This is a genomic window from Streptomyces boncukensis, from assembly GCF_011045075.1.
GTDB lineage: Bacteria > Actinomycetota > Actinomycetes > Streptomycetales > Streptomycetaceae > Streptomyces > Streptomyces boncukensis.
In genome coordinates this window covers 1-1,014 of the sequence record NZ_JAAKZZ010001014.1, presented here as the reverse complement: position 1 = coordinate 1,014, position 1,014 = coordinate 1, and the positions used below count along the sequence as shown (strand labels likewise).

General features: G+C 75.1%; 1 protein-coding gene. It reads left to right on the top strand.

Translation table 11 applies throughout. The features are described 5' to 3' along the window. Positions 1–57: 57 nt before the first annotated feature. Positions 58–1,014, top strand: a 957-nt coding sequence (locus G5C65_RS37655) for a thiolase C-terminal domain-containing protein (RefSeq protein ID WP_165303550.1), incomplete at its 3' end; no start/stop codon positions are given.

The following is a 1,014-nucleotide window of genomic DNA, read 5'->3' as shown; positions in this document are numbered from 1 at the left end:
CGCCCCGCCCCCGGACACGGAGGCGGACACGGAGGCGGCGGGGCGGGAGGGTGCCCGGTGAGCCCGCGGCGCGCCGACGGGATCGGCGGCCGGGCGGCCGTCGCCGGGATCGGGGCCACCGAGTTCTCCAAGGACTCCGGCCGGAGCGAGCTGCGGCTCGCGGTCGAGGCCGTACGCGCCGCGCTCGACGACGCCGGACTCGCCCCGTCCGACGTCGACGGCATGGTCACGTTCACCATGGACACCAGCCCCGAGATCACCGTCGCGCAGGCCGCGGGCGTGGGGGAGCTGTCGTTCTTCTCCCGGGTGCACTACGGCGGCGGCGCGGCCTGCGCGACCGTGCAGCAGGCCGCGATGGCCGTCGCGACCGGCGCAGCGGAGGTGGTCGTCTGCTACCGCGCCTTCAACGAGCGCTCCGGACGCCGCTTCGGATCCGGTGTCCTCAGCCGCGAGCCGACCGCCGAGGGCGCAGCGCTGGGATGGGTACTGCCGTTCGGACTGCTCACCCCTGCGGCGTGGGTCGCGATGGCCGCACAGCGCTATCTGTACGCCTATGGGCTGACACCGGAGGTTTTCGGCCATGTCGCCGTGACGGACCGGGCGTACGCGGCGACGAACCCCGCCGCGTACTTCCACGGCAGGCCGCTCACCCTCGCCGAGCACGCCGCCTCGCGCTGGATCGTCGAGCCGCTGCGGCTGCTGGACTGCTGCCAGGAGACGGACGGCGGCCAGGCCCTGGTCGTCACCTCGGCCGAGCGCGCGCGGGATCTGCGCCACCCGCCGGCCGTGGTCACGGCGGCGGCGCAGGGGGCCGGGCGCGCGCAGGAGCAGATGACGAGCTTCTACCGGGACGGGCTGACGGGACTGCCGGAGGCGGGCGTCGTGGCCCGCCGGCTGTGGCGGTCGGCCGGGCTGGGGCCCGCCGGGATCGACGTCGCGATCCTCTACGACCACTTCACCCCGTTCGTGCTGATGCAGCTGGAGGAGTTCGGGTTCTGCGGGAGGGGGGAGGGC